This is a genomic window from Streptomyces asiaticus, from assembly GCF_018138715.1.
GTDB classification, from domain to species: domain Bacteria; phylum Actinomycetota; class Actinomycetes; order Streptomycetales; family Streptomycetaceae; genus Streptomyces; species Streptomyces asiaticus.
This window is the reverse complement of record NZ_JAGSHX010000006.1, coordinates 80,297-102,874: the sequence shown is the minus strand read 5'-3', so window position 1 is coordinate 102,874 and position 22,578 is coordinate 80,297. Positions and strand designations below refer to the sequence as shown.

The 22,578-nt window shown below is 71.2% G+C and carries 18 protein-coding genes; 10 read left to right on the top strand and 8 right to left on the bottom strand.

Annotation, left to right across the window (positions count from 1 at the left end):
* Nucleotides 1-29 precede the first annotated feature (29 nt).
* Entirely contained in the window at nucleotides 30-719 is a 690-nt protein-coding gene (locus KHP12_RS08155; RefSeq protein WP_246648472.1) for a hypothetical protein, read from the bottom strand.
* Nucleotides 720-944: 225 nt separating this feature from the next.
* On the opposite strand from KHP12_RS08155, the gene KHP12_RS08150 reads away from it, so the two are divergent.
* Entirely contained in the window at nucleotides 945-2,342 is a 1,398-nt protein-coding gene (locus tag KHP12_RS08150; RefSeq protein ID WP_211832250.1) for a M28 family peptidase, read from the top strand.
* Between the two features lie 70 nt (nucleotides 2,343-2,412).
* Here the strand turns inward: KHP12_RS08150 and KHP12_RS08145 are convergent, their stop codons facing one another.
* Nucleotides 2,413-4,446, bottom strand: a complete 2,034-nt coding sequence (locus KHP12_RS08145; protein ID WP_211832247.1) for a M6 family metalloprotease domain-containing protein — start codon at nucleotides 4,444-4,446, stop codon at nucleotides 2,413-2,415.
* A 428-nt stretch (nucleotides 4,447-4,874) separates the two neighbouring features.
* Between KHP12_RS08145 and KHP12_RS08140 the strand changes: the two genes are divergently transcribed.
* Nucleotides 4,875-6,488 (top strand): AMP-binding protein, encoded by a 1,614-nt coding sequence (locus tag KHP12_RS08140; protein ID WP_246648471.1) that lies wholly within the window; start codon nucleotides 4,875-4,877, stop codon nucleotides 6,486-6,488.
* Nucleotides 6,489-6,621: 133 nt separating this feature from the next.
* On the opposite strand, the gene KHP12_RS08135 is transcribed toward KHP12_RS08140, so the two are convergent.
* Nucleotides 6,622-6,990 carry an arsenate reductase family protein gene (locus tag KHP12_RS08135; protein WP_086879654.1) on the bottom strand — a complete coding sequence of 123 codons (369 nt, stop codon included), beginning with the start codon at nucleotides 6,988-6,990 and terminating at the stop codon, nucleotides 6,622-6,624.
* Between the two features lie 122 nt (nucleotides 6,991-7,112).
* Between KHP12_RS08135 and KHP12_RS08130 the strand changes: the two genes are divergently transcribed.
* The 3 genes from KHP12_RS08130 (at nucleotide 7,113) to KHP12_RS50830 (ending at nucleotide 8,953) form a co-directional block, all read left to right on the top strand.
* Nucleotides 7,113-7,412: a hypothetical protein gene (locus KHP12_RS08130; RefSeq protein WP_037956598.1), complete on the top strand. Its 300-nt coding sequence runs from the start codon at nucleotides 7,113-7,115 to the stop codon at nucleotides 7,410-7,412.
* Nucleotides 7,413-7,688: 276 nt separating this feature from the next.
* On the top strand, nucleotides 7,689-8,168 hold the full coding sequence (locus KHP12_RS08125) for a YflT domain-containing protein (RefSeq protein ID WP_210608739.1): 480 nt from the start codon (nucleotides 7,689-7,691) through the stop codon (nucleotides 8,166-8,168).
* A gap of 515 nt (nucleotides 8,169-8,683) precedes the next feature.
* A complete protein-coding gene (locus KHP12_RS50830; protein ID WP_244203189.1) occupies nucleotides 8,684-8,953 on the top strand; it encodes a DUF305 domain-containing protein in 270 nt (89 codons plus the stop codon).
* Here the strand turns inward: KHP12_RS50830 and KHP12_RS08115 are convergent.
* Both KHP12_RS08115 and KHP12_RS08110 read right to left on the bottom strand, forming a co-directional pair.
* Nucleotides 8,927-9,643 carry a M56 family metallopeptidase gene (locus KHP12_RS08115; protein WP_308016721.1) on the bottom strand — a complete coding sequence of 239 codons (717 nt, stop codon included), beginning with the start codon at nucleotides 9,641-9,643 and terminating at the stop codon, nucleotides 8,927-8,929. The two genes, KHP12_RS50830 and KHP12_RS08115, sit on opposite strands and share 27 nt — an antisense overlap.
* A gap of 197 nt (nucleotides 9,644-9,840) precedes the next feature.
* A complete protein-coding gene (locus KHP12_RS08110; protein WP_037956606.1) occupies nucleotides 9,841-10,209 on the bottom strand; it encodes a BlaI/MecI/CopY family transcriptional regulator in 369 nt (122 codons plus the stop codon).
* Nucleotides 10,210-10,316: 107 nt separating this feature from the next.
* On the opposite strand from KHP12_RS08110, the gene KHP12_RS08105 reads away from it, so the two are divergent.
* Nucleotides 10,317-10,898: a TerD family protein gene (locus KHP12_RS08105; RefSeq protein ID WP_199335959.1), complete on the top strand. Its 582-nt coding sequence runs from the start codon at nucleotides 10,317-10,319 to the stop codon at nucleotides 10,896-10,898.
* 114 nt (nucleotides 10,899-11,012) lie between these two features.
* Here KHP12_RS08105 and KHP12_RS08100 read toward each other — a convergent pair whose 3' ends face one another.
* Nucleotides 11,013-11,897 carry a hypothetical protein gene (locus KHP12_RS08100; protein ID WP_211832238.1) on the bottom strand — a complete coding sequence of 295 codons (885 nt, stop codon included), beginning with the start codon at nucleotides 11,895-11,897 and terminating at the stop codon, nucleotides 11,013-11,015.
* Nucleotides 11,897-13,165 (bottom strand): VWA domain-containing protein, encoded by a 1,269-nt coding sequence (locus KHP12_RS08095; protein WP_086884414.1) that lies wholly within the window; start codon nucleotides 13,163-13,165, stop codon nucleotides 11,897-11,899. The genes KHP12_RS08100 and KHP12_RS08095 overlap by 1 nt, the downstream gene beginning before the upstream one ends.
* Before the next feature lie 167 nt (nucleotides 13,166-13,332).
* Here KHP12_RS08095 and KHP12_RS08090 point away from each other — a divergent pair, with 167 nt between their 5' ends.
* Nucleotides 13,333-16,128, top strand: coding sequence for an alpha/beta fold hydrolase (locus KHP12_RS08090; protein WP_211832235.1), 2,796 nt, complete (start codon nucleotides 13,333-13,335; stop codon nucleotides 16,126-16,128).
* 5 nt (nucleotides 16,129-16,133) lie between these two features.
* Nucleotides 16,134-16,988: an ABC transporter permease gene (locus KHP12_RS08085; protein WP_246643494.1), complete on the top strand. Its 855-nt coding sequence runs from the start codon at nucleotides 16,134-16,136 to the stop codon at nucleotides 16,986-16,988.
* Between the two features lie 60 nt (nucleotides 16,989-17,048).
* Here the strand turns inward: KHP12_RS08085 and KHP12_RS08080 are convergent, their stop codons facing one another.
* On the bottom strand, nucleotides 17,049-18,230 hold the full coding sequence (locus KHP12_RS08080) for an FAD-dependent monooxygenase (RefSeq protein ID WP_211832229.1): 1,182 nt from the start codon (nucleotides 18,228-18,230) through the stop codon (nucleotides 17,049-17,051).
* A gap of 748 nt (nucleotides 18,231-18,978) precedes the next feature.
* Between KHP12_RS08080 and KHP12_RS08075 the strand changes: the two genes are divergently transcribed.
* Nucleotides 18,979-21,273, top strand: coding sequence for a glycosyltransferase (locus tag KHP12_RS08075; RefSeq protein ID WP_308016720.1), 2,295 nt, complete (start codon nucleotides 18,979-18,981; stop codon nucleotides 21,271-21,273).
* Nucleotides 21,270-22,520, top strand: coding sequence for an acyltransferase family protein (locus tag KHP12_RS08070; protein WP_211832200.1), 1,251 nt, complete (start codon nucleotides 21,270-21,272; stop codon nucleotides 22,518-22,520). Before KHP12_RS08075 ends, KHP12_RS08070 begins: the two co-directional genes overlap by 4 nt.
* The last annotated feature ends 58 nt before the right edge of the window (nucleotides 22,521-22,578 follow it).

The window sequence follows — 22,578 nt, the reverse complement described above, 5'->3', positions numbered from 1 at the left end:
CCACTTCCCTCGGTCCGGAATGCTGAACGCTATTGGCGGCGGCAGTCGTAACTGCCTTGCAAAGTACTTCCGTCGGGGAAGGTGAAGCTCGTGGTGTCCTTGAAATGCCCTGGTCCGAGCACCTGGTAGTCATCCTTGAGGTCCAGCTTCACGCCCGTCGTCTGCCCGGAGGCATTCGGTGTGATCACCTGGGTGAGGGGCCCCTTGAATATCAGGTGGCCGTCCTTCCAGCCGGACGAGGTGTAGTTTCCGGAGGAACCCCAGTTGTCGTGGTACTGGGTGATGAATTTCCCGTCCACGGGATTCCAGCCGAAGGACGAACGGCCGACCACGCTTCCGGGTTCGAGCGTGGCGTCCGTGTAGAGGTAGTGCCCGCCCATGGCCCGCTTGGTGTTCAGCTTCAGCACGGCCGGCTTTCCGCCCGGCGGTGGGGTGTAGTCGCAGGTGTAGGAGCCGAGCAGAAAGTCCAGGTCGCGGATCTGCGGGGGAGCGGGGAGCGGATTCCTGCCGCGCGGCGGTTTGGCTCTGGTATCGGGCTCGGCGTTCACCGGGGAGACGGTGAGCGCGATCAGGCTCACCGCGGCCACGCCCACGACACCGGCCGGGACCTGCCGGGTCCACCTCCGCCGCCGCGCCGTGCCCCGCGGTTCCCGTTCCCGTTCCCGTTCCCGTTCCCGTTCCCGTTCCCGTTCCCGTTCCTCCGAGCTTTCGGCACGCACACTCGACTCCCAACCGTCAATCGGGCGCTGACCTGCGGCTGAGCCACCTGATCGGCGGCTTGTCCGGATACGGCGACCATCATTTGTGCCGCCGCCAAAGTGGGTCTAACGCCCGGCTTGGCCTCCTCCCGGACGAGACGTGGCATCGCATGAGCCATCGCATTAGGCCAGCTTTAGCCCGCCCGCCGACCATGAATGCCGACCATGGCGATGAGGAGGATGACGATGAGCGGCTGGCCGGAGCTGGAGAAGTACATCGATCGGGCCCCCACCTCGAAGGAGATGATGGCCTGGATCGAACTGATCGTCAGCCAGGGCATTCGCCGGGCGGGCTATCCGGCGGACGGCTGGACCGAGGAGTGGGCCGCCGAACAATTCCGGGAGACGGGCCTGGCGGACGTACGGCTGGAGCCGCTGGACACGCCCATCTGGCGGCCGCGGTCCGCCGCCTTCGAGATCTGGCCCTCCGACCGGCCCGATGAGGTCATCCGCTTCGAGGGACTCGCCCTGCCGTACACCACCCCGACCGAGGGCACCGAGGGCCGGCTGGTGCGGATGGAGGACGGGGAGGTGCGGGGCTCCATCGCGGTGCAGGAGATCGGCTTCACCCGGCTGCCGCAGACCGAGGTGCAGGCCCGCGCCACCGGCTCCTACGACCCCGAGGGCGTGTTCCCCGACCTCGTTCAGACCGTGCCCTTCGACCTTCCCCATGTGCTGGACTTCGACATCGCCATCAAGGACGGCGCCACGGCCTATGTCGGCCTGCTCACCGGACTGCCCTGGGAGACCAGCGACTTCTACTGGCCCTATGACGCCGAGCGGCGCTCCATCCCGGGCATCTGGCTGAGTGGCAAGGACGGGCAGCGGGTCCGCGAGCTGATGGCGTCGGGGGAGTGCGAGGGCCGGATCGTCTCCGATGCCACCATCACCGAGGAGACCACCCACAATGTGGTGGGCACCCTGCCCGGCGCCTCCGACCACTGGGTGATCGTCGGCTCACACCACGACGGTCCCTGGGCGTCGGCCGTGGAGGACGCCTCCGGGGTGGCGCTCGTCCTGGCGCAGGCCACGTTCTGGGCGTCGGTGCCGCGGGAACTGCGGCCGCACAACATGCTGTTCGTGCTGACGTCAGGCCACATGGCGGGGGCGGCGGGCACCCAGGCGTTCATCGCGGCGCACCCCGAGCTGTTCCCGCAGGTCGTCCTCGAAATGCATCTGGAACACGCCGCACGCCAGGCCGAGGTGGTCGACGGGGAGGTCGTGCCCACCGACGACCCCGAGGTGCGCTGGTGGTTCACCACCCAGGCGCCCCAGCTGGAGCAGCTGGTGGCCGAGTCGCTCGCGGCGGAGGACCTGCGCCGCTCGTGGATCCTGTCGCCGACCGCCTTCGCGCCGAACCCGGCCACCGACGGCGCCTACTTCTACTACACGGGTGTGCCGCTGGTGCAGCTGATCACCACGCCCATGTACATCTTCGATCCGCGGGACACCCCGGACAAGGTGGACGAGCAGAGCCTGGTGCCGCTCACCAAGGGGGCGGCGCGGATCATCGCCGGTACGGCGGGCTGTGAGCCCGACACCCTCCGGGTGCCGATCCAGACCGCGGCCGACGGGACGGAGTAGGACCGCCGACGGAGTGGCACCGTCGAACGGGGACGGCCCGCCGGGTTCCGGCGGGCCGCCACCCGTCGCCCTACCGGCGACCCGACAGCCGGCACAGCGCCTTGGCGGTTCGGTGCGGATCGCTCTCGGAGCGGGCGGTGAGGACGACCGCGCCCCGCCGCTCGGCACCCTTCTGCGCGGTCACGGCCACCTCCACAGCCACCGAGCCACCGGCCCTGGCGGTGGCGAGACGGTTGGGCAGCCAGGCGGACCAGCCTCGGCCGAAGGCCCTCGCCGCCAGCCGGTAGACATCCGAGTCCACCGACGTGGCCGGAGCCGTCGCCCGGTCCCCGGTGGCGCGTCCGGTGTTGTCCAGGTCGAAGGTGCACACGGCCCGGGAGCGGGAGGGGTCCCCCTTGGCCTCGCCGCGGTGCAGGGCCAGCCCGCGGCGCTGCGGTCCGGCGCCGTCGAGGGACTTCACGGCGATGGTGTACGAGAGCACTCCGGACCTGTCGCGCTTGAGGTCGAGCACATAGAAGTGCAGCCGGTTGGCCCGGTCGACGTACTCGTACTGGCTGCCGGAGTCGGCTCCGGCGTGGAAGAGGGCGTCGCTGAGCTGCCGGTAGTCGCCCATGGTGATCTTCTGGTCGGTGCCGTCGGGCCGCCGGAAGTCCACCAGGTCGATGTCCTCGGGGTGGGCGTCCACCACCCAGGCGAACGGGGCCCGGTCCTTGTTCTTGGTCTTGGCCAGCAGCACCCCGTGGTCCGGGGTGAACGAGTCCATCCCCATCCGGTCGACGACCTCGACGGTGTAGTTGTCGTAGCCGCCGCCGTCGCACAGCGGGTCGGTGCCGTTGTCGCAGGGCTCCGACAGATCGCTGCCCATGGTGATGTTGACCCCGGAGAGCCCCTTCTCGCCCGGTGGCGCCGAGCGTGCGGTGACCCGGGCGACGACGAGGCCGGAGTTCTTCAGCGCGTCGCGGTCCAGCCGCAGCACGTTCTTCTCGTCCACGATGCCGAGCTTCAGCTTGTCGCGCAGCACATGCTGGGAGCCCATCGAGCCCCCGGCCGTGGCGGGGATCTGCCAGCGGGTGTGCGGTCCGCCGGGGCCGTTGAAGGAGCCGCGGGAGAGCATGCTCCAGATACCGGTGTACGAACGGCTGAGGGGGGTGCCGTACGGGTTGTTGTAGTTGTCCCCGATGCCCAGGATGTGGCTGAGCTCATGGGCGTACACGGCCATGCCGGAGCTCTCGGCCTGCACCGACGACCCGTCGGCGGCGTTGGGCCAGATACGGGCGGCGGCCTGCCAGGACGTCCACGGCACATAGCGGGTCCGGGCGGAGTTGTCGCCCGCGGCGGCCGGCGGCCCCCAGGCGGCGGGTATGTCCGGTGCGCCCGGGAACTTCATCGGGCCGAACTCCTGCCAGGTGGACGACTCGTCCTGTCCGGCCGTGAGATAGAAGACGAAGTCGAACGAATCCGCCTTGTCGGCGCCGACATCGGCCACCCAGGCGGCCTTGCCGTCCTCCCGGATGTCCTTGCCGCAGGTGTCCCCGGCCGGGCAGGCGCCCGGGTTCATCGAGTCCTCGACGCCGTACTGATAGGACTTGCCCGGCATGCGGTACACACCGAAGGCGGTCAGACCGACACCGATGCGGCCGCCGGAGTCCTCCATCCAGTACTCGTTGATGGTGTGCCCGTTGTTCAGCGGTCCAGGTGTGTTGAGGAAGTCCTGGTAGAAGCGCGGGAGGCGGTCGCGCGGAACGTCGGAGGCGCTCGGCTGCGGATTGCCGAACAGGGTGGACCCGGCCGGCCGGCTGACCGTGAACTCCTCGTCCGGATAGTCCAGGAGCACCAGCGCGCCCTTGAAGGTGCGCCGGGTGGGCTTGACGGCGGGGTCCGCCCAGTGGGTACCGGGGACCGCGCGGTAGTCGGCCCAGGTCATGTCGTCGGGGTTGCGCCACTGCTGCGGATCGATCGGCCGCACCAGCGACGGCCGGGCGGGGCCGGCCGACGGTGTGCCGTCGGGGGTGGCCCGCGCGGGTCCGGCGGCGATGGCCGCCGCGGTGGCGAGGACGGTGGCGACGACGGTCAACCGGCCGACGGGTCTTCGGGGGAGGATCAAGGCTCACCTCGTGTCGGGCGTCTCGGAGCTCAGACATGACAAGCCGTGCGAGCGGTATGCCTACCGCTGCCCAAAGGTAGGACGGGGAAAGGGGGGACGCCAGAGTGCCTCGGGGCGTCGGAGTGCCTCGGGACTGCCGTAGTGCGTCGGGGTGCCGGAGTGCCTCGGGACTGCCGTAGTGCGGCGGGACCGGAGTGCGTCGGGACGCCGGTCGGAAAGCGCGATAGCGTGTACCGGCCAACGGGAGCTGCCGCCGCCTGGGACTTCGTCAGCACAACCCGGGAACAGCCCACCCCGGAAGGCGAGGTGCGCTCGCGCCCCGAGGTGCGTCCGCGCTCGCCCGAAGCCGGGCACCGGCCCTCCCTCCCGTCCGGCGCGACTCGTGGATACCAGCACTAGGAGCCCTCTTGACCAGCCCAGAAGAGCGCATGGCTGACCTGCTCAAGACCTTCGGTGAGCCTGCGGCGAACACCGCGTACCTGCTGTGTGACAGGCACCCGGACGACGCCGTCGCGTTCACGGTGGTGGGCAAGGACATGACCGGCCATGACATGACGTACGGGGAGCTTCGGGACCGTTCCTCACGCATGGCCGGCGCCCTGGCCGCCCAGGGAGTCGGAGTGGGCGACCGCGTCGCCACCTTGATGGGCAAATCCGCCGAACTGCTGGTCGCGAGCCTTGCGATCTGGCGGCTCGGGGCCGTCCAGGTGCCACTGTTCACCGCGTTCGCCCCACCGGCCATCGCGCTGCGGATCACGGACAATGACACCAAGGTCGTGATCACCGACGCCGATCAACGTCCCAAGCTGGACCCGGAGTCGGGCTTCCCCGGCGAGCGCCCCTGGCGGATCGTCACCACCGGGCCGGTCACCGGGGCCGATCTGTCCTTCGCGGAGCTGGCCGAGGGGCACGAACCGCTGTCCGAGCCGGCGGCCGTGGGCGGCGACGGGCTCATCGTGGAGCTGTTCACCTCGGGCACCGCGGGCACGCCGAAGGCCGTCCCGATCCCGCTGCGGGCGGTCGCGGGCTTCGCCATGTACCAGCAGTTCGGCCTGGACCACCGGCCCACCGACGTCTTCTGGAACGCCGCCGACCCGGGCTGGGCGTACGGCCTGTACTACGCGCTCATCGGGCCCCTCGCCCTCGGCCAGCGCGGACTGCTGCTGAACGGCCTGTTCTCCGCGGAGTCCACCTGGGAGGTGCTCTCCCGCTTCGGGGTCACCAACTTCGCCGCCGGGCCCACCGTCTACCGCAAGCTGCGCGCCTCCGGCATCCCCGCCCCCGCCGATCTGCGGCTGCGCTGCTGCTCCGCGGCGGGCGAACCGCTGCCCCCGGACGTCGTCGACTGGGCGCTCGAGACGCTCGGTGCGCCCGTACGCGACCACTACGGCTTGACCGAGCTGGGCATGGTCATCGCACACGCCTGGCACCCGGCCCTGCGCGAGGAGATCAAGCCCGGCTCCATGGGCCGTCCGCTGCCCGGTTGGGAAATGAAGATCCTGCGCGAGGACACCAACTCCGCGCAGGCCCGCGTGGACATCCCCGGCCGGGTCGTGGTGGACATCGCCGGCAGCCCGCTGATGTGGTTCAAGGGCTACCGCGACGCCCCCGAGCAGACCGCCGAGAAGTTCAGCCCCGACGGGCGCTGGTTCTACACCGGTGACACCGCCGCCCGCGACGAGGAGGGCCATCTGTTCTTCTCCGGGCGTGGCGACGACATCATCCTGATGGCCGGCTACCGCATAGGCCCCTTCGAGGTGGAGACCGTGCTGCTGGGGCACGCCGCGGTGGCGGAGGTCGCCGTGGTCGGCGTACCGGACGAGGAGTACGGCGAGGTCGTCGAGGCGTTCGTCGTGCCGCGCCCGGGAATCGAGGCGGGCGACGCGCTCGCGGCCGAGCTCCAGCAACTGGTCAGGGAGCGGTACGCCAAGCACGCCTATCCGCGGCAGGTGCACTTCGTATCCGAGCTGCCGAAGACCTCCAGCGGTAAGACGCAGCGGTTCCTGCTGCGCCCGCAGCAGGCCGCGCCGCGGAGCCGCTGAGTCGGCCCGGGTGAGGCAGCGGGCACCACGTACGCCCCGGCGCCCCGTGTAGGTACACGGGGCGCCGGGGCGTTTCCGTTTGCCGGGGCGTTTCCGCGGTCCTGAGGCGTGGCCCCGTGACCTGGCCCTGAGGTCAGCCGCGGGACCGGGACAGCGCCTCCCGCACCGCCTCCTCGGTGCGCCCCACCACCGCCGAACCGTCGTCCGCCGTGATGATGGGCCGCTGGATGAGCTTGGGGTGCTCCGCGAGCGCGGCGATCCAGCGGTCCCGGGCGCTCTCCTCACGCGGCCAGTCCTTCAGCCCCAGCTCCTTCGCGGCCGCCTCCTGGGTGCGGGTGATGTCCCACGGCTCCAGCCCGAGCCGGTCGAGCGCCGCGCGGATCTCGTCCTGGCCGGGTACGTCCTCGAGATAGCGGCGCACGGTGTAACCGGCGCCCTCCGCGTCGAGCAGGGTGAGCGCGCTACGGCACTTCGAGCATGCCGGATTGATCCAGATCTCCATGTCGCACACGGTACCGCGAAAGCACCCTGGAACGGGGTCTGACCAGGGGCCTTTGTCAGTACCGGGCCGTAGAATGGAGGGAGTTGAAGGGAAGGTTTCCCGACCAACTCAGGAGGTTGCCGATGGCCGTTGCCGGACCCCCTCTTCAGGATCTTCCGACCTTTCCGACCCTGCCGAAGAAGCGGATGCCGGCCGGGCGCCCGCGTGAGTGGTACGAGTCCCACAACCGCCGTCTGAAGGCGATGCGCCTGGCCATCGCGCTGCTCAACTCCGGTGTCTACCGCCCCGAGCAGGCGCCCAACCGCAAGATACGGTCCACGGCCGCCCGGATCGGGGTACATCCGCCGTCCGACACCACCTGCCGGATGGTGCGCTCCCTCATCCGCACCGACCACCACACCGGCCGCGCCGCCCGCGGCTGATACCCGTAAGGTCCGCCGCGCCTCCGGTTCCTTTCCGCCGAGCGGAAAGGAACCGGAGGTTTCCGGGAATCGCGAGGTGTCGGGCCGGACGCAAATTGAGGGACGAGGAGTGCCGGGGAAATGTGCCGCGGAGAGCCGCGGTGGCCGTTCCCGGATATCCGGCCGCGCGGACCCTCGGCGGGTTTCTCTCCGCCCCTCCCGTCCCGCTCCCGTCCCGCTCCCGTTTGCGAGGGGGCAGGCGCGGGCGCACGCTCTCCTTGACGGAGGGAGCCAGCGATGACTCAGCAACCACCGTCGGAGGTGGTCGACCGCCCGGTCGTCGGCTCGTACCCGACCTACGAAGGCGCCCAGCGCGCGGTGGATTTCCTGGCCGACAACAAGTTCCCGGTGGAGCACACGGCGATCATCGGCTCGGACCTCCGGATGGTCGAGACCGTGCTCGGGCGGCTGACCAGGGGCCGGGCGGCGCTTGCGGGTGCCGGTACGGGAGCCTGGTTCGGACTGCTGATCGGGCTGCTGCTGTCCGTGTTCGCGGCGGGCGCCCACAACGTGATCGTGCTGCTGGTGAGCGGTCTGGTCTACGGTGCGGTGTTCGGCGCGATCTTCGGCTTCGTCGGGCATGCCATGACCGGAGGGCGGCGAGATTTCGCGTCCCGCAGCCAGATCGTGGCCGCGCGCTATGAGGTGGTCGCGGACGCCCAGGTCGCCGATGACGCGAAGAACATGCTGGCCAGGCTGGCGATGCGGGAGGGCTGAGCGGCTCCGGGGGCTTTCGGGGGGTCCGCGCACGTACTCCATTGCGCGCGGACGGAGTCCTTCCGCGGCTGCTGCTCGTCGTCGTGCTCGCGCTCGGGGTCTTCGTCATGCACCCCCTGGGCCACCCCGACGGCGGCTCCGGCTCGGGCATGACCCATTCGGCGGGCCATGCGTCCGGTGAGATGCGCTCCGCGGCGTACAACGGTGCTCCCGCGGCGTACGGCGGTGCCCCCGGGCCGTACGGCGGCGCCCCCGGGCCGTACGGCGGCGGTACTCGGCGTCTGGGTGCTCGGAGCGCTCCTGCATGCGGTGCTCGCCCGCCGGAGCGGTCCGCCGCTGAGGCTTCCCGTGGCGGCGGCGGTCGTCGCGCGGCCCGATCCTCCCTCGCCGGCCCCGACCTCACTGCCCGGTCTGTTCTGCGGATATAGGCCGAACCGCGCGTAAAGCGCCGATACGCCCCATGGAACAGTCAATACTTGGCAAAAAGAGGTATATCGACATCACCGCATTCACGCGTGTCCCGCGCCGGCCGCTGCACCGCCGTCTCGCGCTCGTGGGCGCCGTCGCCGGATGAGCGGGCGTCGAACGCGCGGATCAAGAGCTTGGCCGGGCAGATCGAGAAGGCCCAGGACCCGGAGATCGCCACTCTGAAGTCCTGGCTCAAGGGCCGGGGCAAGCCGGAGAAGGCGTCCTCGGGCGAGATGCCCGGAATGCGCCACGGCGCGGCCCGGGGCGGGCCCTGGGGCGCCCTCGGAGCGCTACATCCCGGGGGTGCAGCCCAGTAGAGGCGGCAGCAGCGGTAAGCCCACCGCGACCGCCGCCAGCACGCCGCACAGTGCCGGATGCGGACGCCGCCGGGCGTCCAGCATCCGCCGCAGCCGGACCACGGCGCCCGGTCCGCCGACGGTGAAGGCGCCGCCGGGGGCATGGGGGGCTTGGCTCGCCGCCATCGCGCAGAGGGCGGAGACGAGCGCCTGGCGTGGGTGGCGGCGCAGCGCGCGGTCGTCCGCGGCCATCTCCAGCAGAAGCGCCGTCTGCGCCCTGGCCTCGCGTGCCAGCGGCAGCCACCGGAACGCCCGCGCGAACGCCTCCGTGGCCGCCAGCGCCAGATGGTGGCGGCCCGCGATGTGCGCACGCTCATGCTCCAGTACGGACTCCAGCTGCGCGGGGGAGAGCAGCCGCAGCGCGCCCGCGCTCACCACGATCCGCGGCCTGCGGCCGGGCAGGCAGTAGGCCGCGGGCGTGTCATGGTCCAGCACGGTGGCGCGCAGCCGGGCCGAGCGCCGGCCGACCAGGTCCAGAACGCTCCGGTGGCGGGCGCGGACGCGCCGGGCCCGCAGCACCTCATGGCCGAAGAAGGCGAGCGCGATCAGCGCCACCGACGCCGGTGCGGCGATGGCCGGAACGCCGACCGGGCCCGTGCCCGGGATCCGGGCGTCCGGCGTCAACCCGCAGAACCGGAGCAAGCCGGACATTCCACTATGAAGATGCCAAGTTGGGGTGACGAGGTGATAAGTGGTCAGAGCCAACGCGATGGTGAACGAAAGGACCAACCCATGCCAAACGGCAACCGCCAAGGCGGGGGCGCGATGCGGCCAGGCGCTGCGCGCCAGCGCCTTCGGGGCCACTGAGCCGACGACGGCGGCGTAGCAGGCCAGGGCGAGGGCGGCCGTCACGCCTTGGTCCGCCGCCCCGCGGTCCGCAGGGCCTTGCGCAGCGCGCTGACCTCCTCGGGGCCCATCTGCTCGACGAAGTGGGTGAGTGCGGCGGAGCGGTCCTCGCTGGTGCCGAGGGCGTCCTCCATCAGCGCCGCGGTGTACTCCTCGCGGCTGCGGACCGGTGAGTACACCCACGCCCGGCCCTCCTTGGCGCGCAGCAGCCAGCCCTTGTTGTAGAGGATGGAAGCGACGGTCATCACCGTGGTATAGGCGACCGGACGGTGCTCGTTGATGTCGTCCACGATCTCCCGCACCGTCGTGGGACGCTGCCAAGCCCAGAGACGGTCCATGATCTCCGCCTCGAGCTCCCCCAACCGTCGCATGGACGCTTCCTTCCGCCGTTAGTACGGAGGCCCATAGTAGAGACCTCTCGGCGGGGCGCCGCACCCGGCTGTGGAAAAATCCTCAACTCGCCCTGCCCGCGATAGGCTTGACGCCACGCGCATTCAAATCCGCACGGTTCGAGGGAAGGGAAGTCCGGGTGACTGGTCTCAACAAGGGGCTTCAGAAAATCGAGGTGGCGCTCAAGTGGGATCCGAGTCCCCTCGGTGAGCCGCCCCATGATCTCGACATCGTGGCCGGGACGTACCGCGCCGCCGATCCGTACGGTGCGCCCGCGTACCTGGTCCACTTCGACAGCCGCTCACCGGACGGCACCATCAACCTCAACAGGGACAGCCGCACCGGTCAGGGCCTTGGCACCGACGAGTCCATGACCCTCGAGCTCGAACGGCTGTCGTCCGAATACGCGCGGGTGGTCGTCGGGATAACCATCCAGCAGGGTTCGGGGCGGAAGACCTTCGGGGATGTTCCGAACACCAGTGTCCGGATTCTCAATGGATACACCGAACTCATGGCGAGTGACTTCACCGGTGTCTCAGAAGCCACTTCCGCCACGGTCGCGGTATTCACCCGGGACGATGCGGGGGAATGGGGAATTCAGAGCGCTATTCGTGGATTCGACGCGGATCCCGAGGGCTTTGGGCAGCTCATGGGCAAGGACTATTCCTGAGCGTCCGGGCGGCGACTTCCCGGGAGCTTCCCTGAAGACCGGGCCACCGGGGCCGATGCGGCGCGGGGCCCGCACGATCGCCGTGCGGGCCCCGCACCGATTCCGGACATCAGGTCAGATGTCGGATCCGGGTCCGATCGGCGGATGCCCAGGAGAGCGCGGCCCCCGGGTGAGGGTGTAGCCGCCCACCCCGGCGAGCGCCGCCAGCGCCGCGCCGATCACGGTCCACACCCAGCGGTCCGACCACCAGCCGGAGCCCCAGCCGTCCTCCGGCTCGGCGACCGCGTGCGGGACCTCCCCGCCCTTGTCGTCCGCGGAATCCGAGGCCGTGTCGTCGTCCGGCGGCTCGGAATCCGTCCCCGGGGCCGTTCCGGCCCGCAGTACCGGATTGAGCGGCGTCATGTCCCCGCCGTCGGCGTGCGACCCGCCCGCGTCCCGTACGGACGCCTCGACCTCGGCGTCGATCGGCAGCCCGAGGTCCTGGGCGGGCAGATCGACGACGGTCAGCCGCACGTAATAGGCGCCCTGTAGAGGGTCGTTGGCCCAGCGCTCGGACCAGGACCGCACCTGGCGCAGGGTGCAGCTCACGGTGACCGTCCGGTCCTGCTGGGCCGCCCGGCGCGCCGGGGTGCCCGAGGCGCACGGCTGGTGGCGGCGCAGACCGTCGTAGACATCCAGCTGCCAGGTGGCGCTGCCGTGCCGGCTCGAGGCGTCGGGCAGCTTCAGCTCCGCCTCGACCTCGGGGATCTGCCCGGCGGCGGCCGGGAACACCCAGTACAGATAGTCGCCGGTGGAGGCCGCCGCGGTGGCCTGCTGACCGGGCTTGATCTCGGTGGCGGTACGGAAGCCCGTCCCCGCCTCGGTGGGCGCCTCCGTACCGCTCTTGCCGTCCGTGCCGTCCGTGCCGTCCTTACCGTCCGCGGCGGCCGGTGCGGCGGCGGTCAGCCAGGCGGCGGCGCACAGGGTGAGCGCGGCGCCGAGAGTACGCAGGGCTCGCATCAGTTGGACCTCCAGACGGTGACACGCCAGCGGGCCAGCCAGCCCCACAGCAACCCCACGAGCAGCCCGCCCACGGTGAGCACGCCCAGCAGCACCCAGCCGCGGCCCAGGCCGAAGGCGGCCACATCGGCGGGCGGATCGTCGTTGTCCACCACGTCGACGGCGAGCTCCACCGGAAGGCCCGGAGCGCGCTTGACCGAGGCGGGCGCGGAGAACGACTGGCTCAGCTCCACGCACACCGTCCGCGCCGTCTCGTCCTCGTCGTCGTCCACATCCGCGACCGGATAGCGCAGCCCGCTGGAGATGACGTCCGTACGGCCGCTGCCCGCCTCGCTGCCGCGCACCAGCTCCCGGCCGCCCGGGGTCACCGCCCGCACCAGCACGCCGTAGTCCGGGTCCACGGCGCGGTCCACGGCCACGCTCGCCGAGGCCCGCAGCTCCTGACCGGGCGCCACCCGCATCCGGTACCAGCGGTGTTCGCCGAAGCTCTCCCGGTCGCTGTACAGGCCGGAGCCCAGGTACGGGGCCTTCGCGCACTGCGCGGCGCCCAGCACCGGCGTGGGCGTCTCCACGGGTGTGTCGGCGGAGCGCCGGACCAGCTGCTTGATGCGGCTGGAGAGCTGGTCCCGGTGCTGGATCGCCGTATACGTGCCACCGGTGGCCTCGGCGATACAGCTGAGCTGCTCGCGGACCTTGCGGTCGAGCGTCAGCCCGAGCGTGTCGACGACCAGGTGGGTTCCCTGGGCGGCCAGTTCCCGGGCCACATCACACGGGTCCGGCAGACCGCAGGAGTCCTCGCCGTCCGTGATCAGCACGATCCGGCGGGTCCCCTCGCCGCCGGAGAGGTCCTTGGACGCGCCGCGCAGCGCGAGCCCGATGGGCGTCCAGCCGGTCGGGCGCAGCGTGGCGACGGCCGCCTTGGCCTCGGTGCGGTCCACCTGGCCCACCGGGTAGAGCCGCTCGCTGTCCTGGCAGCCGGCCTTACGGTCCTTGCCGGGGTAATTGGCGCCGAGGGTGCGGATACCCAGCCGCACCTCTTCGGGTGTGGCGTCCAGCACCTCGTTGAACGCTTGCTTCGCTGCCGCCATCCGGGTGTCGCCGTCGACGTCGCGGGCCCGCATGGACCCGCTGACGTCGAGCACCAGTTCGACCTTGGGGGAATCGGGAGCCGGTTCGCCGGCCATCGCGGCCGGAGGGGATATCAGGCCGCAGGCGAGGGCCGCGAGCAGCCCCAACGCGCCTGTCGCCAGACGTTTCTTTATGATCACCGGCGCATCTTATGGAGCATCATCCGACTGATCCAAAAGCTTGGCCACCACGGTCGGGGCATACCGCGCCGGGTGTACGGACGGTGTCCGGGTACTCCCCGGGGAGTGGACGAGAATCCGTCTGGTGTCAGCCGCGGCGTTTGCCTCCCCCTCTTAGGGTTTCACCTATGAAACTCCGAAAGACCCGGCCGAGGGGCCGGCGCCTGGTCGCCGCCGCGGCCGCCGCGGTCCTCCTCGCGGGCGCGGGCACCTGGGCGGTGGCCGCCTCCGGCGACCGGCCGACCGTGCACCGCCAGGACCGCGTGCTGGACATGCCGGGCGCACGCATCGACACCTCGTACTTCACCGCGGGCACCGGCCGCAGGCCCGCGGTCCTGCTCGGCCACGGCTTCGGCGGCAGCAAGGAGGACGTACGCGACCACGCCGAGGAACTCGCCCGCGACGGATACGCCGTGCTGACCTGGTCGGCGCGTGGCTTCGGCAGATCCACGGGGAAGATCGGGCTCAATGACCCGGACCACGAGGTGGCCGATGTCCGGCGGCTGATCGACTGGCTGGCGAAACGTCCCGAGGTGCGACTCGACCGCCAGGGCGACCCCCGGGTGGGCGTCGCCGGCGCCTCCTACGGCGGGGCGATCTCCCTGCTCGCCGCCGGATACGACCGCCGGGTGGACGCGATCGCGCCCGAGATCACCTACTGGAACCTCGCCGACGCGCTCTTCCCGAACGGCGTCTACAAGAAGCTCTGGGCCGGGCTGTTCTTCACCACCGGCTCGGCCCCCTTCGGCGGTGCCCAGGGCGACACGAGCGGCGCGGGCGGCGGCAGCGGGGGGATGGGTCCGGGAGGCCAGGGCGGCCAGTCAGGCGGAGGCGGCGGGGCGGGCCAAGGAGCCCAGGAGGACCCGGGAGAGACGAACGGCGGGGGAGCGGCCAGGACGGACCAGGGCCAGGGCTGCGGTCGCTTCGAGAAGGAGCTGTGCGAGATGTACGAGCGGGTCGCGGTCGCCGGAAAGCCCGACGCCGCCGCCCGCCGGCTGCTCGAGGCCCGCAGCCCGTCCGCCGTCGCCGACCGGATCAAGGTCCCCACGCTGATCCTCCAGGGGCAGGCCGACTCCCTCTTCCCGCTCGGCCACGCCGACGCCATGGCGAAGGCGATCCGGGCCAACGGCGCGCCGGTCGCCGTCGACTGGACGGCCGGCGGGCACGACGGCGGCGACCGCGAGACCTCACGGGTGGCGGCCCGCACCGGCGCCTGGTTCGACCGCTACCTCAAGGGCGACAAGGGCACCGACACCGGACCCGCCTTCCGGATCAGCCGCACCGGCGGCATCGACACCACCAACGGCGCGGTCCAGCTGCGCGGCGCCACCGGCGACCGCTACCCCGGCCTCGGCGACGGCGGCCGGAAGGTGGCGCTGCGCGGACGCGAGCAGTCGTTCGCCAACCCGCCCGGGGCGGGGCCGCCCTCCATCTCCACCGTGCCGGGCATCGCCGGACTGTCCCAGGCGTCCTCGCTCGGCGTCGGCCTCTCCCTCGACGTCCCCGGCCAGTTCGCCCGGTTCGACTCGGCGCCGCTGGACCGGCCCCTGCGGATCACCGGATCGCCCGAGGTGAAGGTGCGGGTCAAGGCCGACACGGACGACGCCGTGCTCTTCGCCAAGGTCTACGACGTGGGGCGGGACGGACAGCAGGTGCTGCCCGAGCAACTGGTCGCGCCGGTGCGCGTCGACGGCGCGAAGCAGGGCCGTACCGTCACCGTCCGGCTGCCCGCCGTGGACCACGAGTTCATCGCGGGCCACCGGCTGCGGCTCGTGCTCGCCTCCACCGACCTCGGCTACGCCTCCCCGGACGAGCCCGCCACCTACACGGTCGGGCTCGCGGACGGCGGTCTGACGGTGCCCACCGCGCCCGGCGTGCACACCCAGCCCGCCCCGCTGCCCGCATGGGTGTGGGGGCTGCCGCTCGGCGCGGCCGTGGTGGCGCTCGCGCTGCTGCTGACCGGCAGGCGGCGTACGGCCACTCCGCCGCCCGACCCCGAACTGGCCGACGTACCCCTTCAGATCACCGGTCTGAGCAAGCGCTACGCCAAGTCCGCCGACCGCTACGCGGTGCGCGATCTGTCCTTCCGCGTCGAGAAGGGGCAGGTGCTCGGGCTCCTCGGGCCCAACGGCGCCGGCAAGACCACCACCCTGCGGATGCTGATGGGGCTCATCGCCCCCGACGACGGCGAGATCCGGGTCTTCGGCCAGGCCATCAGGCCCGGCGCGCCCGTGCTCTCCCGCGTCGGCGCCTTCGTCGAGGGGGCGGGCTTCCTGCCGCATCTGACCGGCAGCGCCAACCTCGAGTTGTACTGGCGGGCCACCGGCCGCCCCGCCGCCGACGCCCACATCGAGGAGGCCCTGGAGATCGCGGGCCTGGGCAGCGCGCTGGAGCGTGCCGTACGCACCTACTCCCAGGGCATGCGACAGCGGCTGGCCATCGCCCAGGCCATGCTGGGCCTGCCCGATCTGCTGATCCTCGATGAACCGACCAACGGCCTCGACCCGCCGCAGATCCGGGAGATGCGCGAGGTGATGATCCGGTACGCCGCCGCGGGGCGCACGGTGATCGTTTCCAGCCATCTCCTGGCGGAGGTCGAGCAGTCCTGCACCCATCTGGTCGTGATGGACCGCGGCCGGCTGGTCCAGGCGGGCGCGGTCGGCGAGATCACCGGTAACGGCGGCAGTGTGCTGGTGGGCCACGACGGCGAGCTGAGCGAGGCCCTGGTGGGCAAGGTGGGCGCGCTGTCCGGGGTCGCCTCCGCCGGCCGCACCACCGACGGACTGCTCGTCCAGCTCGACGGGACCACTCCGGCGCGGCTGCTCGCCGAACTGGTGCGGCTGGAGGTCCCGGTGACCAGCTTCGGGCCCAACCGGCGTCTGGAAGACGCCTTCTTGACGCTGATCGGAGGAGGATCCTCGTGAGCTCCCTGTCCCAGGTCACCGAGGTCGCGCCCGGCTACCGGGCCCGCCACACCCTGCCGCTGCGAGTCGAGGCCGTACGGCAGCTGCGCCGTCGCCGGACCCTGGTGATGGGCCTGGTGCTGGCCTTGCTGCCGTTCGTCCTCGTGATCGCGTTCGCCATCGGCGGCACCCCCGAGGGGCAGGAGGACCGGGGCACCTTGATGGCCACGGCCACCGCCTCCGGCGCCAACCTCGCCGCCACCGCGCTGTTCGTCTCCGCCGCCTTCCTGCTGGTGGTGCCGGTCGCGCTGTTCTGCGGTGACACCGTGGCCTCCGAGGCCAGCTGGTCCTCGCTGCGCTATCTGCTGGCCGCGCCCGTGCCCCGGGCCCGGCTGCTGGTGAGCAAGCTGGCGGTGGCCCTGGTGTTCAGCGCGGCCGCCATGGTGCTGCTGCCGCTGGTCGCGCTCGGGGTGGGCACCGTGGCGTACGGCTGGGGGCCGCTGCGGATGCCCACGGGCGGTGAGCTGCCGGTCGGGGACGCCCTCGTCCGGCTGGCTCTGGTGGTGCTGTACATCTTCCTGTCCCAGCTGGTCACGGCCGCCCTGGCGTTCTGGCTGTCGACCGTCACGGACGCGCCGCTGGGCGCGGTGGGCGGCGCGGTGGGGCTCACCATCGTCGGCAATGTGCTGGACGCGGTCACCGCGCTCGGCTCGTGGCGCGACTTCCTGCCCGCGCACTGGCAGTTCGCGTGGGCGGACGCGCTCCAGCCCCATATGGAGTGGGGCGGAATGGTGAAGGGCGTCTCGGTGTCCGCCGCGTACGCCCTGGTGCTCGTCGCGTTCGCCTTCCGCGGCTTCGGCCGCAAGGACGTGGTGTCCTAGCCCGGCCACGGCCGCTGATCCGGCCACGGATGCTGACCCGGCCACGGCCGCCGGGCCGGGTCAGTAGTCCTTGAGGGTGTAGGAGTTGACCACCTCGTAGAAGCTGTCGTCGATATTGGTCGGGTTGGTGTCGGGCTCCTGCCCGGCCGATGCGTCCTGCGCCTGCTTCCGGGCCATGTTGTCCAGCGCGAGCTGCTGGTTGGCCGCCACATAGCCCCGCAGCTCGCGCTCGTAGGCGGCGAAGGCCGCGGTGTGGTCGCCGTCCGCGGCCCTGAGCTCGCCCGCCAGGACATAGGCGCCGACCACGGCCACGCTGGTGCTCTGCCCGGACGCAGGCGAGCCGCAGTATCCGGCGTCGCCGACCAGGGCCACCCGGCCACGGGACCAGGAGTCCATGTGGATCTGGGCCGCCGCGTCGAAGTGGAAGTCCGGCGCCCCCCACATGTACTCCAGCAGCCGTGGCATCTCCCAGCGCGCGTCTTTGTACCGCTCGGCCACCAGCCGCTTCTGCTCCGAGACGGACCGGGAGCCGAGGAGCGTGGCGGGCGGTTCCTCGGAGTCGATGCCGATGTAGACCCGTGCCTCGGTGTTGTCGCGGACACTCATCATCATGCCGCCCCAGACGTCCCCGGCCATCTGGTAGATGACCTCCCAGCGGTCGAGGCCCAGATAGTTCGGCACCGTCCACACGCCCAGATAGCCCCCCAGATGGCGGAGGAAGTCCTCCTCCGGGCCGAAGACCAGCGCCCGGGTGGAGGAGTGCACCCCGTCGGCCGCCACCACGATGTCGAAGGCGCGCGCACCGCCCCGGTGGAAGGTGACCGCCACCTCGTCGGGGCCCTGGACGAGCGAGGCGATCGAATCGTTGAAGAGGTACTCGATCCCGTCGCCGCCCGCGGCCATCAGCACCGAGGACAGATCGTCCCGCAGGATCTCGATGTCGGAGCTGTTGAGATCTCCGCCACTCGCGGTCCGCTCGGTGGTGCTGAACAGCTCCTTGCCGTCGTCGTCGACCATCGACATGCCGCGCAGCCCGGTGCGGCGCGCCCGGACCTCCTCCAGCACGCCCATCCGCTCGCACACCTCGAGCGCCGGGCCCCGTACGTCGATCGCCTGTCCGCCCGGGCGCGGGCGCGCGGCGCGCTCCACGACGGTGACCCGGAAGCCATAACGATCCAGCCAGTAGGCGAGCGCGGGGCCGGCGATACTGGCCCCGGAAATCAGAACCCGTGCATTCCGCATGGCGTTGTCCCTTCCGAATTCAACCACCGAATGTGGTGCCTCGATAAAGACTGGCCGGAGCCACCGACACGCCACCGACACGCCACCGACGCGGCGCCGACGCCGGGTCGATGACGGGCCGACGCGGTACCGACAGGGCTCCGACACGCGGGTGTCGCAGGGCAGTTGGGGATGGCCGGGGTCGATCGGCAGGCGAACGGCACTCTCTCATCGCTTAATGAGAGTGTTACTTCGATGTGTTGTGTGGTTCCGTAGTGATCGATGAGACTGGGGAATCCGACCGGTCGGCCCAAAAGGCCGGTCGCCCCGCACTGGTGATGTTCGGTCCGCCCCCCACGATCCGAACAGGATGGGACCTAATGCGCAATTCACTGGAGCACGCCCGCGTGATCCCCGCCGCCGTCGTGCCCGTCTGTCCGAGACCCCGCCGGAGATCTCACCTCTCCCCGCGCGGATCGGCCACGGTAGCGGCGTAGCCGCCGCTCACCACTCACCGAACGGCGGATCGCCCCGGCCTTCCCGGCGACGCCGTCCTCCGGCCTGCCCGTAGGCGCCTGCCCCTGTGCACCCGCCCACGGGCCACGTGGTCTGCCCTGACCGCGGTGGTCTGTCATGACCACGCGGCCTGCCATGACCCAGGCCGGAACGTCCGCGTGCCCACGGCCCGTTCGGTGACGCACCCCCCACGAAAGGAACCCCTCAGGTGCTTACTTCGCACCACCCACGATCACGCGAACCCCAGCAACCCGTGCCCGCCGCTCGCGGCGACGTGGCGGGACAGAGCGGGCATGTGCTGGCGGTTGGCGAACCGGGCCCCAGGCTCGACCGGCTGACCCGGACACTCGTCTCCACCGGGCATGAGGTGACCCATGCGGAGCCCGGCGACGTCAGCCGACAGATGCGGCACTCCCCGCCGGACGCGATCGTCGCCCTGGACGACGCCGACGACGGACTGGACCTGATACGCGAGGTCCGCGCCGTCCCCGCGGGACGGGCGCTCCCCCTGCTGATGGTCACCTCCGACCCCGGCCCCACCGGCGTCGCCGACATGCTGCGCGGCGGCGCCGACGACTGCGTGGCGGAGACCTCCGACCCCGTCGAGCTCTCCGCCCGGATCGAGGCCAAGCTGCGCCGGGTCCCGGTCCCCGTCGAGAACCTGCTGCTCGACCCGCGCACCGGCCTGTACTCCCAGCCCCACTTCCTGGGCGAGCTCGACCGGGAGCTCAAGCGGGTCGACGACAGCCGCACCGGTGGCGTCGTCGCCATGGTGGGCGTGGCCGAGATCGCCGCCCTCGAGGCCCGGCTGGGGCCGCGGGTGCGCCGGGAGGTGGCCGAACGTCTCGCGGGCGTGGCCGAGAAGCTGGGCGGCGTCTGCGACCGGCTCGGCTGGGACGACGAGGGCCATCTGCTGATGCTGATGCCCGGTGTGGACGAGGACACCGCGCGCCGCGAACTCCAGAACTTCGCCAACGCCGTGGCCGGGACCCGCTTCGTGGTGGCCGATGAGAACGTGCGGCTGACCCCGGCGATCGGCTGGACCCCGCTGGCCGACTGCCCGGACCGCGCCCAGGCCGTCGCCAACGCCCGGAACGCGGTCGAGGAGTCGATCCGCCACCGGGATCTGCGGCCGGTCAAGTACGCGGCGTGGATGCGCGGCACCCACCGGCGCGGCCGCCGTACCCTCGCCACCGCGCTCCGCACCCTGCTGTCGGCGCTCTCGCCCGTCCTGGTGCTGCTCTTCGGGGTGGGCATCCCGTTCGTCTTCTACCAGCAGATGTACGAACTGGGCTGGGACGTGGGCTCGGCCGCGTACTGGGTCGTGGTGTCCGGTCTGGTGCTCTCGGCCGCGCTGATCGTGCTGGAGTGCCTCTTCTCGCTGGACGCCAAACCCCGGCCGGAACGGCCCGCGCAGCCGTATCCACCGGCCAGCGCCGTCATCGCCGCGTATCTGCCCAATGAGGCCGCGACCATCGTCGACACCATCGAGTCCTTCCTGCGCCTGGACTACCCCAACGAGCTGGAGATCGTGCTCGCGTACAACACGCCGCACCCCATGCCCGTGGAGGAGACCCTGCGCGAGATGGCCCGCCGCGACCCGCGGCTGGTGCTGATGCCGGTGGCGGGCAGCACCTCCAAGGCGCAGAACGTCAACGCCGCGGTCACCCGGGTGCGCGGTGAGTTCGTCGGCATCTTCGACGCGGACCACCACCCGGTGCCCGACGCCTTCCAGCACGCCTGGCACTGGCTGTCAGGCGGCTACGACGTGGTCCAGGGCCACTGCGTGATCCGCAACGGCGAGAGCTCCTGGGTCTCCAAGCTGGTGGGCGTGGAGTTCGAGGCCATCTACGCCGTCAGCCACCCCGGCCGTACCCGGCTCTACACCTTCGGCGTCTTCGGCGGCTCCAACGGCTTCTGGCGCACCGATCTGCTCGCCAGGACCCGGATGCACGGCACGATGCTCACCGAGGACATCGACTCCACGATGCGCGCCCTGCACGAGGGCGCCCGGATCGCCACCGACCGCACGCTCATCTCGCGCGAACTGGCGCCCACCACCCTCAAGGCGCTGTGGAACCAGCGGTCGCGCTGGGCCCAGGGCTGGCTCCAGGTGTCGCTGAAGTACCTGTGGCGCGGCTTGCGCTCCCCGGCCTTCACCGCCCGCCAGAAGGCGGGGCTGCTGGTGCTGCTGGGGTGGCGGGAGATCCAGCCGTGGCTGACCCTCCAGATCCTGCCCGTACTGCTGTACTCGGCGTGGCGGGCCGGGGGAGTGGACCATCTCGACTGGGCGGTGCCGGTCTGCCTGCTGGCCACCCTGTTCACGCTGTCCGCAGGGCTGGTGCAGGCGCTGTTCGCGTGGCGGCTCGCGGCGCCCGAACTGCGCCGCCGCAGGGCGTGGTTCTGGCGGTATCTGCTGGTGTCCACCGTCTTCTACAGCCACTTCAAGAACATCGTGGCCCGTCAGTCGCTCCTCAAGGAGGTGCTGCGGGACCGCCAGTGGCGGGTCACCCCGCGCCCCGGTGACAAGGCGGTGAAGCGGACATGAGCACGCTGTCCACGGCCATCGCGTCCACCACCGCCCCCCGGGCGGTCAACGGCACGCCCGCCAAGGGCGCGCCCTCGCGGAACCGGATGAGCCAGGAGATCCAGGGCCTACGGGGAATCGCGGCGCTCCTCACCGTCGTCTTCCACGTCTGGCAGCAGTACTTCGTCTACGACCGAAACGGCGCCCACTCACCGGTGCCCAACCGGTACGCGAACGCGCTGGTGTCGCTGGAGGTCATCGACCTCTTCTTCGTGCTGTCCGCGTATCTGCTGACGCTGTCCTACGCACGGGCGGCGATCGAGGGGGGCTCGACCCGGCCCGGCCGGGTGTTCCTCTTCCGGCGGGCCATCCGGATCGTCCCGCTGTACTTCCTGGCGGTGACGTTCATCTGGGCCACCCGCAATCCCACCCTGCCCGGCGAGTGGTCCGATCTGCTGCACCATCTCACCTTCACCCAGGTCTTCGACCAGGAGCAGATCTTCTACACCATCGGCCCGACCTGGTCGTTGTCGCTGGAAATCATGTTCTATGTGGCGTTGGTGGGGCTCGGCCCGCTGGCCGTCCGCGCCTGCCGTCCGCTGCGCCGGAGGGCCTCCCGGGTGGCGGTGTGCGCCGTGGGCTGTGCGCTGCTGTACATCGGGCCGTTCATCTGGATCGCGGTCGCCCGCTACGGGCTGGAGATCCCGCACACCGAATGGCCGGTGTACTTCGGACCGCAGGCCCGCTTCGGAGGGTTCGCGGCGGGCATGGGCCTCGCCGTGGCGATGGTCGCCCTCGGCGACCGCGGCCGGCTGGACGCGAAGGTGGCGATCCCGCTGCGGGCGGCCGTCCTCGTAGGGCTGTACCTGCTGTCCTACTCCGGTACGGAGGCCGAGGACTTCCCGACCACCTTCTACCATCCGCTGTCCGCCCTGCTGTGGACGCTGCTGCTGTACAGCACCATCCATGTGCGGCGGCAGGGGCGGTGGCACGCATGGCTCACGGCCCGCTGGCTCACCGGTGTCGGCCTCGCCAGTTACAGCCTCTTTGTCTGGCATGAGCCGATCATGCTGGGCCTGTACAACGCGGGGCTGCTGCCGCCCGACGGCCAGGAGGGCTTCCCGCTGGCCCTGGTCATCGTGCTGGTGGTGGCCGTGGCCGCCGCCGCGGTGAGCTACTGGGCCATCGAGTACCCGGCGAGCCTGCTCGGGAAGCTCAAGGACGGCAAGGGCCGTTCGCGCGACTTCTATCCGGAGGCCGCGCGCTAGCCAGGAACACACGTTCCCCGGTGCACGGGTGGCCGTACACCGGGGGGCGGTGGTTATC